This window comes from Synechococcales cyanobacterium T60_A2020_003 (genome assembly GCA_015272205.1).
Lineage (GTDB): Bacteria > Cyanobacteriota > Cyanobacteriia > RECH01 > RECH01 > JACYMB01.
In genome coordinates, this window is sequence record JACYMB010000141.1 from 17,879 (window position 1) to 28,443 (window position 10,565).

Sequence of the window (10,565 nt, forward strand, 5' to 3'; positions counted from 1 at the left end):
GAAAAATAGAGTGTTCTTATGCCAGAAGTTTTGCAATTATAGTAGCTTGGCCGCAATGGAGTTCGCCGCTGGTGTTGTCATTATTGACATAGCGACTGGCTCCACTAGAGTCATTAACGTACCTTCTAAGAGATACTGTCATAGATTTCTCTAATCGGGATACGTTTTCTGGATCAGTGTATCGAAATTCCACTGTTTCTACCTCAATCTAGCAGTTCTTCACTAATTGTTGTAATGGCTTCAGAATCGTCGATTTCATCGGTTTCCCAATCCTCTCAAGGGTTTGAGTGGCTGCATCGGGGCACGCATGAAATTTTTCCGAACCAAGATACCTCGTCCGATCCGCATGAGAATTTGATCGCACGGCTGCAACAGAGCGATCGCCCCTTACGAGTCAAGCTGGGGATTGATCCCACCGGATCGGAACTGCACTTAGGACACAGCATCGTGTTTCGCAAATTGCGGGCGTTTCAGGATGCCGGACATACGGCGGTGTTAATCATTGGTGACTTTACAGCCCGCATTGGCGATCCGTCTGGGAAATCTGACGTGCGAAAGCAGTTAACCGAGGCCGAGGTCAAGGAGAACGCTAAAACCTATCTGGATCAGGTGCGCCCGATTCTAGACTTCGACACACCAGGACGCTTAGAAATTCGTTACAACTCGGAATGGTTGTCCAAGCTGGATCTATCCAAGATTCTGGAACTGTTGGGCACCATGACCGTGGGGCAAATGCTGGCAAAGGAAGGGTTTGCGGAACGCTACAAAAAGGAAAGCCCCATTTACCTCCACGAATTCCTGTACCCGCTGATGCAGGGCTACGACTCGGTCGCTGTCCAGGCAGATGTGGAACTGGGCGGAACCGATCAGAAGTTTAACCTGGCCGTGGGGCGAGATTTACAGCGCCATTTCCAGCAGCGTCCGCAGTTTGGCTTGCTGCTGCCGATTTTGATTGGTACGGACGGGGTGCAGAAAATGTCGAAATCCCTGGCTAACTACGTGGGACTGACGGAAGATCCGCTGTCGATGTACTCTAAGCTAGAAAAAGTGCCCGATGCGCTGATTCAGGATTACTTTGAGCTGCTCACGAACCTGCCCTTGGCAGATTTGCCCGAAAACCCGCGCGATCGCCAGAAGCTTCTAGCGGTGGACGTTGTGAGTCAGTATCACGGCAAGGATGCAGCGCTAGAGGCTCAGAAAGCGGCGTTAACCCTCGTTCAAGGAAATGCGGCTCGGGCCGAAGCGGTTCCCGAATTTTCCCTTGCCTCTATTGAGTTTCCGGCCAAACTGTTCTTTATCCTAGGAGCCAGTGGATTGTGTAAAAGCAGTGGCGAAGGGCGGCGGCAAATTCAGGGCGGGGCAGTGCGCCTGGATGGCGATCGCGTCGAAGATGTGGATCTCGCCTATGCGGCGGCTCATGAGCTGGACGGAAAAGTCCTGCAAGTGGGCAAGAAAAAGTTTGTGCGCCTGGTGAAGTAAATGGATCCTCGAAATCGGATTATTGTGCCCTTGGATGTGCCGTCAGCGGATGCGGCGATCGCCCTCTTGGATCGGCTCCCAGAGGTAGGCTTTTGGAAAGTCGGCTTAGAACTCTTTGTCAGCAGTGGCACTATCGTGATTCAGGAGCTCAAGGCTCGGCAGAAGCGGATCTTTCTGGATCTGAAGTTCCACGACATTCCCAACACGATGGCCGGAGCCTGCCGCGCCGCCGCCCGCTACGGGGTCGATCTCATCACCGTCCACGCTACCGCCGGGGAAGCTGCCCTGGAAGCTGCCCAGAAAGCCGCTGTAGAAGGGGCAACCGCTGCCGGACAACTGCCGCCGAATCTGATTGCCGTGACGGTTTTAACCAGCATCTCGGCGCGATCGCTTGCCCATGAATTAAAAATACCCCTGGAACTGCCGGATTATGCCCTGCAAATGGCACTCATGGCGCAGGATTGCGGACTAGCAGGAGCCGTTTGTTCCCCTCAGGAAGCCACCGACCTTAAACGGGTGTGCGGCGATGGGTTTCTGCTGGTGTGTCCGGGGGTGCGACCCAAATGGGCTGCTGCTGGCGACCAACGGCGATCGCTCACCCCGGCGGAAGCGGTGAAGGCAGGAGCCGATTATCTGGTGGTTGGTCGTCCGATTACGGCTGATCCTGATCCTGGGGCGGCATTCCAACGGGTGTGTGATGAACTGGTGGCCTAGCGGTCTGGGACTGCTGGGAGCGACCGCCCTGACGTTATCCCTGCTGAACCCGGCGATCGCAGCTCAAAGTCCTGAGGAGTCCGATACCGATCCTCAATTTATTCGGGAGGCGATCGCCTGTCCGACGGATTTAGAGGATCTCACCGCGATGCTGTTACGGGATTTGCCCAGTTATGCCAATCGCGTGAATCAGCGATGGTATGAATTGGACGACCATGGGGCGCAACCGGGTTACGTCCTTCTAGCCAGTCAACCGGAGTTTGAGCCACTGACCCTGGGGCCAGGTTCGTATGCTCCTTCCGAATCCGCGAAGGACGACGATATTCGCCAGGTCTTCTTCACCACCCTAGAGCGGCAGTACGTGGCCGATGGTGCGGTCAGTCTGCAATATCATCACTGGTTATTTCTCACCTACGCCGATCAACGGTGGTGGGTCGTCACCCTAATGTCCCAACTTGCAGACTTCCCCGACGGGCAGATTCTCGCCCCTCCCGAAGATACGGGACAGGGGGTCGTAGCGCAGGCGGTGCGGCTTTGGTTGCGCGATTGTCAGAATCGGGCGGTTGAGCCATTGAGTGCGCTGCCGCCGTTCGAACTGGGTGCAGCCATGAGGGATTCGGCCAACAGTCGGCGATAGAGGTCGCTCACCTGGGCTCCCGCAGAGGTCCAGGTAAAGGCTTCCTGGACGTGACTAGAGGCTTTAGTCTTAAGAGTATTCGCCCATTGGGGGTTGCCCAAAATGCGGGCGATCGCCCGGGCAAAGGCAGAGGCATCACCGACGGGAACCAATAATCCCGTTTCTTCGGGAATAACGGTAAACTTCAGTCCTCCCACATCGGAGGCCACAACGGGGGTTTCGCAGGCCATGGCTTCTAGGGCAACCAGGCCAAAGGGTTCGTACTGACTAGGCACCACGCAAACATCAGCCGCCGTGTAAAACAACGGTAGGCGACTGTGGCGAATCCGGCCTGCAAAATGAACCTTTTCCGAAAGGCCGAGGGCTTGAATTTCCTGCTCTAAATGCTCCCGCTCATGGCTGGCCGTACCGGCATCGTCACCCACGAGAACGACTTGGAATTGGGTAAAGGGTTCATAGCCTCCTGGCTCGCCTTGACTTAGGCACTGGCAGGCCTCTAGCAGGGTATCGATGCCCTTACGGGTATCAAAGCGCCCGACGTAGAGCAAGATGGGAATATCCACGTCAAATCCCAGCAGCGATCGGGCTTCCGCTTGGGGGATACGGTGGAACGTGGAGAGGTCTGTCCCCCCTGGAATGAGCAGCGCTGGGCAGTCGGGCGCTTGGGATTGCACGGTGCATAGTTCGTCGGGGCTGGTGACAATCACGCGGTCGGCATGGGTCAAGATCTCCCGCTCGGTATCCAGGCGGGTTTGGGCGATCGCCGGACGTTCAGCTAACGCACCGTACTCATCTGTGGCTAAGGAGTGGCAGGTATGCACCCACAGCACATTATTTTCCTGTTTGAGATGCAGGCCAATCCAGCCCGATAGCCAGTAGTGGGTGTGAATGAGGGGATAAATGGTGGCTTTCTTGGTTTGGAACGTTTGGAAAGCGTCGATGAATTCGGGAAGGTGATCAAAAATCTGGTCACGGGAGAGGGGAGTAAGCGGGCCAGCTTCTAATCGAACGGTGCGACAGTGGGGCGCATGCTCAACAATAGTGGGCAGATTGGAGTCTGTTTTGCGGGTGTAAATATCGACCTGCCATCCCAGCTTTGCCAAGGTTTCGCCAATTTGTCGAACATGGATGCGCTGACCGCTGATGCGTCCTTCAACAGTCTCGGCATCGGGGTCAGGATCGGCTTCGATCGAAATCAGAGCGATCGCCTGGCGGGTGGGGGCATTCACGCTGCTGGAATTGGGGTAACCTACCGCTGTTCCAGGGACGTTTTTGGGGGAAGACTGACTCATTGAAATACCCTGTATTAAAAACAGATGCAAAGCCCTATCCTAACCTGAGTTCGGAAATCGCCCAGCGCTACGTGTCCTCTTTCTCCGATGGTTGCAGGGCGATCGCCCGTTTCGCTTGCCACTGGTTGACCTTATCGCTCAATACTTCCCGCTGATTAATCAAGTAAATACTCACCAGGGTGAGCACCACCCCGACGCTTTGAATCGGGCTGAGCACTTCCGCCAGAAACAGGTTGCCAAACAGCAGCGCAAACACTGGGGTCAGGAATGTTAATGCGACTAAACTGGTTAAATTACCGCTGGAGGCAAAGTAAAAGAACAGTCCGTAGGCGATCGCACTGCCCAAAATGGTGGAGTAGCTGAGGGCTAGCCAGTCGGCACCGTTCAACAAATCCCACTGGTGGGTTTCGGAAACGGCAGATAGGACAAACAGCGGAATGCCCCCCAGAATCATGTGCCATCCGGTCGCCGTAATCGGATCGGCATAGCGGCTGACATAGCGCACCATTACCGTTCCAATCGCCATCGCCAGCGACGCCAGCAGCATTAACCACTGCCCGTTTTGGAACAGCGCTTCTAGCAGAGCGATCGCGTCTACCGAAATCTCTGAAACATTCAAATTTCCTTGTAGTAGGGACACAATCCATTCATCGGGGAGTCCCAGCAAGCTAATGCCAATCACGCCGATCAGCAATCCCAGCCAGCCAAACCCGCCCACCACTTCGCCAAAAAGAATCCGCGCCATAATCGCTACGGCTAGCGGTTGGGAATCAATCATCACCGAGCCTAAGCCTGCACCCGTGCGAACCAAGCCTTCCGCAAGGAACCCCTGAAACAATGCCCCATCAAACAGAGCAAATAGCCCAATCCAGAGCCATGCCATGCCGCCTTTCGGCTGCGATCGCTTCAACAATGCCGCAACGATCAAAATCAAAATCCCCGCAGGCACCAGCCGCACGCCTGCCATAAACATGGGTGTCGTGTGGGGAATCGTCCCTTTCATCGCTACCATTGCGGTGCCCCATAGGAAAAAGGGCGCAATCATGAGGAGCGAGGCAAAGGGGAGCTTAGACTCAGAGGATTTCAACAGCATGAAGCACTCAGGCGCGATCGCGCAGACAAATCTCGAACGACGTATCTTTAGATCAGTATCACTTGGTTTTGTGTATTTCTGTGTACTGGCATGAATGAATTCTTAAAAAAAGTGCTAATAAGCCTCCCAAGTTAAGGCAGACTAGAAGATCAGTCCGTTTGGCATACGTTATCCACGTTTGTTTGATTTGCCCATGATTTGGCCTTTTAAGCGTCCGTTTCGTAAACAAATTGCCCGAATTGAAATTTCAGGGGCGATCGCAGGCACAACCCGGAAGCAGGTTCTGGATGCCCTGAAGACCGTCGAAGACCGCAAGTTTCCGGCACTGCTGCTGCGGATTGATAGCCCTGGCGGCACCGTTGGCGATTCCCAGGAGATCTATAACGCCCTCAAGCGGCTGCAAGACAAGGTCAAAATTGTGGCTAGCTTTGGCAATATCTCGGCATCGGGCGGGGTGTACATCGGCATGGGTGCGCCCCATATCGTGGCGAATCCGGGCACGATTACGGGCAGCATCGGCGTGATCCTGCGCGGAAACAATATTGAGCGGTTGCTAGAACGGGTAGGGGTATCCTTTAAGGTGATTAAGTCCGGCCCCTACAAAGATATTCTGGCCTTTGATCGGGAACTGACCGATCCGGAAAAGCATATTTTGCAAGAGCTGATCGACACCAGCTACCAGCAGTTCGTCCAAACCGTGGCGGATGCCCGAAACCTAGCTGTAGAAACGGTTCGTAGCTTTGCCGATGGGCGCATTTTTACCGGAGAGCAGGCGCTAGACTTGGGCGTTGTTGATCGATTGGGTACGGAGGAAGATGCCCGACGCTGGGCGGCGGAACTGGCAGGACTTGACCCAGAAACGACCCCCTGCTACACCATTGAAGAACCCAAGAAACTGCTCAGTCGCCTCGTTTCAGGAGGTAAAGCAGGCGCTACACAGAGCCGCATTTCGTCTAGTATGAATTGGCTAGAATTCGAGTTATCGACGAGTGGGCTACCGCTGTGGCTCTATCGTCCCTAGGCAGCAGAATGGAGGACTTCAGCGTGCAGTGGAGCGTTCAGGCAATTCGTGGAGCAACTACCGTTCCGGTTAATTCTAAGGAGGCGATGGCAGAAGCGGTGAGCGAGTTGTTGGATGCCCTGGAGAAGCTGAATCAGCTAGATCCAAACGACATTATTAGCGCGACGTTTTCCGTGACGCGGGATTTGGATGCGGTTTTTCCAGCGGCGATCGCCCGTCAGCGACCGGGATGGGATCGAGTTCCCCTCCTGGATGTGCAGCAAATGCATGTGCAGGGAAGCCTAGAACGGTGTATTCGATTTCTAATTCTAGTCAACACGCCAAACCCGGAGATCCACCATCCCTATCTGCGAGGAGCAAAGGCTCTGCGGCCGGACTGGGGGTAACCCTAGAACTCACGCTGAGCGTAAACAACGGTGGCGATCGCCAATAAAACGACAACGTACAGCAGTCCGTACAGGGCGTTATTGAGCAATTCCGGCGGCGGCGGTAAGGTACTGAGACCGTACACCGCCTGATTCTTTAGATCTAGCCGCGATAGGTCAGGTAAAACGAGGTAGGTCCAGTGGGTCAAACGCTCGATCGTCGGACTTTCGGTATTTTGGGTCAGCAGGACAAGATCGCGGCTAAGATGCCCCATCAAGTACACGGCGGCGGTGAGTACCGTTGCTAGGAGCGTGCTGGTAAACACGCCAAACAGAATGGCGACTGCCGTAATCAAAATCAGCTCTAAAAGTAGGAAGACGGCGGCTAGGCTCAGACTACCTGCCGAATAGGCAACCCCGTTCACACTCAAAACTCCCAGATAAATAACCATCATGGCGGCGACCATCACGGTAATGACTGCCGAGAGTCCCAAGTGCTTGCCGATAATGAACTCAGCAGGCGTGAGGGGCTTCGCATTCAGTACATAAACCGTCCGTTTCTCAATTTCCCGATTAACCAGTCCCGTGCCGACGAAGATAGCCACAATCAAGCCGGAAACGCCGATTCCCGCAATTCCCAAATCCAGCAACATCTTGCCCTCGGTGCCCACCGCTAAGTCCGGTAGCAGAAAGTTAGCTAGAATCAGCACCAAGGCAAAAATGCCAATCAGGTAAAGGAGGCGATCGCGAATCACTTCACGAAATACGTTGGTGGCTACTGCCCAAATTCGCCGAATGTTCACCGAATTGACCTCAACCCATACGTCATCCAGGGTACCCGTTTCAGCGTTAAAAGTGTGCGTTCCCTAGACGGTGTTAACCTTCCGTTTCAATGGTGAGCACCTGCGGCGGCGTCGCATCCGGTGGATAGATGAAATCAAGTTCTACCAAGCGACGCTGACCGGGCGGAATCCGAATCTTAACCAGGGGTTCTCCAGCCTGCCCCCGCTGCTGCACGATATGGAAATAGCGGGTTTGCGGCACTTTGAATTCATCCGTATAGCGAAGGCGCACCGTGCCTCGGAAGAAGATTTTGGAATCTGGTGGATTCGAGAACAGCAGCTCATTCTCCATCAGTTCGTTCTGATATGGAGTTTGGATCATGAGGGTGATGGCCTGAGTGTCGTCGGTTGGATTGTGGAGCGGCATCGTCAGATCGTACAACACCCCATAGTTGCCGTGGGCGCGATACGCGGTGTCCGGATAGCGCACGAGCATGGGCGCACTCTGCACCTGCTCAGTACCGAACGTATTGCGATCAACCGTACTCAGGACGTAGGAAATGCGGTTGCCTGGATCTGGAATCGTTAAATCCTGGGATTCCGTGGAGTCGGTTAATTGTGCAGCCCAGACCGAGCCTTCCGCCACGCCTGCAACCCGTCCGTAATAAAACCGGGTGAAGAAGCGACTATTCGGGTCGGTCGGGGGATGGTCACGGGGGCCAGACAAATCGCCTGTTTGGAGGAGATATTCCCACTCAGCTTGGGTTGGAACTCGTTCCGCGCCCGTTTCCGTTTTGGGGGCATACATGGCTAGGCTAGCCACATACACCGGGCCGTTGGTTTGGACGCGGAGTAATAGCGATCGCCCATTGGTGGGTAACGGTCGATCCTCAGACACTAAGGATCGCACCGTCGCAGACGCACTGCTACTCGAAACATTGGTTACGGTGGCTTGTTCCACGAGCGGCAGCAGTAAGCTACCCTGCGCCAGGGTTCCATCAACAGGCACCGTCAGCCGTCGCAGGGGGATAGGCACATTGGCCAGCAAATAGGTTTCACCCGCTGGAATGCGCACCTTATCCGGCCATTGGGGTTGGCGAATTTCGCGCAGCAAATCGTTCATTGTTCGGCTACCGGGGCCTGAATAAACGGTTCCCAGGGGATTCGCCACATAGGACGGCAAGGAATTGAAGGGGGCTTCCTGGCTCAGATAGGTTGCGCCTTGCAGCACCTCAAGGGTAATAGTTTCGTCAGTGGGATTGTGTACCAAGATGCCCAAGTAAAGCGTACGGGTGTCGTCCGGCGTGAGGCCACGGGCAATATGGTGAGCAAACATGTCGAACCGCCCCTCTAGTGGATAGTTGAGGTGGGCAGATGCCACAGCCATGTCATCTGGCGGAAAGGTGGAGAGCAAGATACCGTCGCGCTGTACCAGTTCTGGGCTGTTGCTGTTGAAAACAGGGGTTGTATCCAGACTTCCAGGAAGGGGACGGATTTCTTCTTGGGGTTGGCGAACTTGCCGCGAAATCGGCGCAGCAGGCTGCAAGTCTAGGTTTGGCAGCGCAATCGTTTGAGCAAAAACAAACATGGACAGAAAGGTCAGCATGGATAACTCCAACAAGCACCAGCACAAGCAAATGGAGGCGATTGTATCGCGTCTCCAGGGGAGAATCGCGTCCTGAAATCTGCTCCGATAATGGAACGATGGACATGGCCTTAGGGTTCAAAAGAGTCGCGAGGGTATAGAGATTAAGGTTAGCCATACACAATCCGCGTTTTGAGTAATCTGTGCCTTCAACGGCGTTCCGCAAAGCGACGCAATCCATGACAGAACAGAGACGCCAGATAAACTCAGACGTGGCGGCACGCAAATTGAGCGTTTTGCCTCAAACCGAACATACACCGCGTGCTGCTAAACGTTTGAACCATAGACCATTTACAAAAATACACTGTCATTCACAATACCATCTGAGTGAACGCTCTTAGCTGTTGATACGGCGATCGCCCTTTATCGTTAGGATCACTACGCTGGCAGAGCATACCATCCCTCTCGTCACCCTAGCGTCCGTAAATCCCGAAGGTTGACCCTGGCGATCGCAGGAATGATTAGGAAGGGAACTTACGTATAGTAAGTACATCACTTCTGGTTTCCCATCAGGACAGGTTGTAGCTACAAGCGCTACCGTTCCGCCTCAAAGGCCGCAAGCTGGAGCGATCGCTGCAGGTCTGCGAGTTCGTCCCGATGCGCCGTGACCGTCAACACCCGCTGCGACTGTAGGGAATCTGTTGGATGGGCATCGATTTGGAAGGTCACCTGTTCTGGACGCTCCGATCGTTTCCAGTAGAACAGCCCTGCCCCTGGAGCCAGTACCACCAGGAATGGAAAAAATTGTCCCGCTTGGGGGAATAGCAGTGCTAAAACCAGCGACAGGCAAAGAATTCCAACTCCTGCCAGAAAGGTGAGGAAGATTGCCAAAAAGTAACTTGGCCGCACAACTCCTTCCAAGGTGACTTGATTTTCATCTGGATCGATGGAAATAACGCGATAGGCGCGTTCCAGGAAATAGTGGCGCAGTTTTTCCAAAATCGAATCTTCGGATTCGGTAGTTATCAGCCGAATAACCTCCGTACGATCTTTTGTAGAGGCACGAATGAAGAACAGGAGGCCGATGCCTAGTAAGAGGGTGAGGAATGCAGTTGAGGCCAGAACGGGACTATCCATGAGTGCTGTAAAACGTCTTTACCAAACTTAATTATCCTCGGATTCCGATCACTTTTATGGCGATCGCCCTTTGTCCTCCAGAAGACTCACGAAAAAGATTGCCCCGCCAATATCCTGCGGAATCCCGGCCTGCAACTGCTCCAGCGTATAGCTAGAGGTGTCCTGAACGGAACTGAGCAGGATGCGATCGCCGCGCTGTAGGCGATAGAGGGCTTGATCGACCTCCTCCCGTGACCAATCCGGCTCTAGATGCTGGCGAAGGTGAAAGAGGGGTAAATAGTTTTCTGAGCCTGTTTGGAGATCGCGATCCCGAATGGCAGCGAGTAACTCCTCGTCGGTATGGCTGGAGTTTGGGGATGAGCCAGAGTTTGGGCGTTGCGTTCTGAGGAATCGCAGATAGTTTCGGAGTAATTGGTCACAGCAAGAAGCACACCGTATTGAGAATAAGGCGTTTCCTTCA

General features: G+C 54.2%; 11 protein-coding genes. 5 read left to right on the forward strand and 6 right to left on the reverse strand.

The genetic code is table 11. The annotated features are described in order from the left end of the window. Positions 1-234: 234 nt before the first annotated feature. The 3 genes from IGR76_07285 to IGR76_07295 are packed head-to-tail and all read left to right on the forward strand — an operon-like array spanning position 235 to position 2,830. Complete coding sequence (locus IGR76_07285; GenBank protein ID MBF2078312.1) at positions 235-1,479, forward strand: tyrosine--tRNA ligase; 1,245 nt, start codon at positions 235-237, stop codon at positions 1,477-1,479. Continuing rightward, the gene (gene pyrF, locus IGR76_07290) at positions 1,480-2,193 is read left to right on the forward strand and encodes an orotidine-5'-phosphate decarboxylase (GenBank protein ID MBF2078313.1); all 714 of its coding nucleotides are present in this window, start codon (positions 1,480-1,482) and stop codon (positions 2,191-2,193) included. It begins immediately after the preceding gene. Next, on the forward strand, positions 2,177-2,830 hold the full coding sequence (locus IGR76_07295; protein ID MBF2078314.1) for a hypothetical protein: 654 nt from the start codon (positions 2,177-2,179) through the stop codon (positions 2,828-2,830). Before pyrF ends, IGR76_07295 begins: the two co-directional genes overlap by 17 nt. Here the strand turns inward: IGR76_07295 and IGR76_07300 are convergent. Both IGR76_07300 and IGR76_07305 read right to left on the reverse strand, forming a co-directional pair. After that, positions 2,743-4,122 carry a glycosyltransferase gene (locus tag IGR76_07300; GenBank protein MBF2078315.1) on the reverse strand — a complete coding sequence of 460 codons (1,380 nt, stop codon included), beginning with the start codon at positions 4,120-4,122 and terminating at the stop codon, positions 2,743-2,745. The two genes, IGR76_07295 and IGR76_07300, sit on opposite strands and share 88 nt — an antisense overlap. A gap of 67 nt (positions 4,123-4,189) precedes the next feature. After that, complete coding sequence (locus IGR76_07305) at positions 4,190-5,215, reverse strand: DMT family transporter (protein MBF2078316.1); 1,026 nt, start codon at positions 5,213-5,215, stop codon at positions 4,190-4,192. Between the two features lie 193 nt (positions 5,216-5,408). Here IGR76_07305 and sppA point away from each other — a divergent pair, with 193 nt between their 5' ends. Next, a complete protein-coding gene (gene sppA / locus IGR76_07310; GenBank protein ID MBF2078317.1) occupies positions 5,409-6,236 on the forward strand; it encodes a signal peptide peptidase SppA in 828 nt (275 codons plus the stop codon). A 23-nt stretch (positions 6,237-6,259) separates the two neighbouring features. Further along, the gene (gene aroH / locus IGR76_07315; protein ID MBF2078318.1) at positions 6,260-6,622 is read left to right on the forward strand and encodes a chorismate mutase; all 363 of its coding nucleotides are present in this window, start codon (positions 6,260-6,262) and stop codon (positions 6,620-6,622) included. A gap of 2 nt (positions 6,623-6,624) precedes the next feature. Here aroH and IGR76_07320 read toward each other — a convergent pair whose 3' ends face one another. From IGR76_07320 to IGR76_07335, 4 genes are all read right to left on the reverse strand, one after another. Continuing rightward, positions 6,625-7,404: an ABC transporter permease gene (locus tag IGR76_07320; protein MBF2078319.1), complete on the reverse strand. Its 780-nt coding sequence runs from the start codon at positions 7,402-7,404 to the stop codon at positions 6,625-6,627. Positions 7,405-7,477: 73 nt separating this feature from the next. After that, a complete protein-coding gene (locus tag IGR76_07325; protein MBF2078320.1) occupies positions 7,478-8,989 on the reverse strand; it encodes a DUF3370 domain-containing protein in 1,512 nt (503 codons plus the stop codon). Positions 8,990-9,562: 573 nt separating this feature from the next. After that, on the reverse strand, positions 9,563-10,105 hold the full coding sequence (locus IGR76_07330; GenBank protein MBF2078321.1) for a cofactor assembly of complex C subunit B: 543 nt from the start codon (positions 10,103-10,105) through the stop codon (positions 9,563-9,565). Between the two features lie 54 nt (positions 10,106-10,159). Next, the coding region (locus tag IGR76_07335) for a hypothetical protein (GenBank protein MBF2078322.1) at positions 10,160-10,565 on the reverse strand (406 nt) is incomplete at its 5' end.

Excerpts from the sequence above, each read along its gene's own strand:
- IGR76_07285 (MBF2078312.1), top strand. The coding sequence starts at position 235 with ATGGCTTCAGAATCGTCGATTTCATCGGTTTCCCAATCCTCTCAAGGG.
- pyrF (MBF2078313.1), top strand. The coding sequence starts at position 1,480 with ATGGATCCTCGAAATCGGATTATTGTGCCCTTGGATGTGCCGTCAGCG.
- IGR76_07295 (MBF2078314.1), top strand. The coding sequence starts at position 2,177 with ATGAACTGGTGGCCTAGCGGTCTGGGACTGCTGGGAGCGACCGCCCTG.
- IGR76_07300 (MBF2078315.1), bottom strand. The coding sequence starts at position 4,122 with ATGAGTCAGTCTTCCCCCAAAAACGTCCCTGGAACAGCGGTAGGTTAC.
- IGR76_07305 (MBF2078316.1), bottom strand. The coding sequence starts at position 5,215 with ATGCTGTTGAAATCCTCTGAGTCTAAGCTCCCCTTTGCCTCGCTCCTC.
- sppA (MBF2078317.1), top strand. The coding sequence starts at position 5,409 with ATGATTTGGCCTTTTAAGCGTCCGTTTCGTAAACAAATTGCCCGAATT.
- IGR76_07325 (MBF2078320.1), bottom strand. The coding sequence starts at position 8,989 with ATGCTGACCTTTCTGTCCATGTTTGTTTTTGCTCAAACGATTGCGCTG.
- IGR76_07330 (MBF2078321.1), bottom strand. The coding sequence starts at position 10,105 with ATGGATAGTCCCGTTCTGGCCTCAACTGCATTCCTCACCCTCTTACTA.